The sequence below is a fragment of the Streptomyces noursei genome, from assembly GCF_001646665.1.
Classification (GTDB): Bacteria; Actinomycetota; Actinomycetes; order Streptomycetales; family Streptomycetaceae; genus Streptomyces; species Streptomyces lavendulocolor.
Genome location: NZ_LWBU01000307.1, coordinates 43,198 through 44,603, shown reverse-complemented (window position 1 = coordinate 44,603; position 1,406 = coordinate 43,198). Strand labels below are relative to the sequence as shown.

Here is a 1,406-nt window from a genome sequence, read left to right as displayed (position 1 = left end):
CGCCGCCGAACTGGACGCCCGGCGGGCCGAGCGCGACGCGTGGGAGGCCCGCCTGGAACGTGGCCGCAAGGCGGAGCGGGTGGCCGGCCCGCTGGCGCTGCGCGACGACGCCGAACGGGAGCACCGCGCGGCGCTCGCGGCGCACGAGCGGGCCGTGGCCGGTCTGCCGCCGGACCTCGCCGACGCGGGCGCCGAGCACCTGGCCGCGCTCGCCGGGCAGCTGCGGGTGGACCTCGGCGGCCTGGACACCGCGCGCCGGGCCGAGCGGCGCGCCGCCGGACTCGTCCGCGAGCGCGAGGAGCTGGACCGGCAGGCCCGCGCGGACGAGGACGCCCTCCACGACGCCGACGTGTGGCTGGCCGGCTGGGAGACCACCCGCCGCGCCCTCCAGGGCCGGGTGGAGGCCGCCCAGGAGGCCGCGACCCGCGCCGAACACCTCGCGGGCCGCCTCGACCCCGCCCGCCGCCGGCTGGCCGCGGCCCGCCGCCGCGACGCGCTGGCCGGGGACGTGGCCGCCGCCTCCACCCGCCTGGCCGCCGCGCGGGAGGAGGCCAACGCCGCCCACGAGAGGTGGCTCGACCTGCGCGAACGCCGTCTGCGGGGCATCGCGGCGGAACTCGCGGCCGCCCTCGCGGACGGTGAGCCCTGCGCGGTCTGCGGCTCCGCCGACCACCCGGCACCCGCCCGCGCCGACGCCGACCACGTCGACCGGACGACGGAGGACGCGGCCTACGCGGCCCACGCGCGGGCCGACGAGGCACGCGCGGCCGCCGAACGCGACCTCGCGGTCGCCCGCGAGGCCCTGACGGCCGCCGTCGCGGAGGCCGCCGGCACCACGCGGCCCGGGGAGGCGGCCGCGCGGGCCGCGACCGGTGAGGGCGACGGCTCCGGCGCGGAGGCCGGTCACGCGGGGGCCCGCACGGCTGCCGGCGCGGAGGCGGGCGTCCCGTCCGGTGCCGCGGCCGCGGCCGATGCCGGCACCGGCCGGCCGGCGGTGGCGGACCTCGCCGACGAGGTGGCCCGGCTGGAGCGCGCGTACACCGAGGCGCGGGACGCCGCGGGCGGCGCGCACGCGGCGCGCGAGGACCTGGCCCGTGCCGAGGCGGAGCACCTGCGCCGGCTGGAGGTGCGGCAGCAGGTCGAGCGCCGGGCCGCCGCGCGGACCTCGCGGCGCGAGGCGCTCGACCGGGACCAGGCGGAGGTGGACGCCGAGCTGGCCCGCGTCCCGGGCGGGGCCGTCGAGGAGCACGCCGCCGCCCTGGAACACCGGATCGCCCGCCTCACGGAGGCGGCCGGGGCCGTGCGTACCGTCGAGGACACGGCACGCCGGCTCAAGGAGGCCGACGACCGGCTCGCCGACGCCGCGTTCCGCGCCGGGTTCGACACCCCGGCCGCCGCGGCCGCCG

Annotated in this window: 1 pseudogene; it reads left to right on the top strand. The window is 82.7% G+C overall.

Features of this window, described 5'->3' with window-relative positions:
- A pseudogene (locus A4V12_RS39065) lies at positions 1-1,406 on the top strand (AAA family ATPase); the annotation flags it as partial.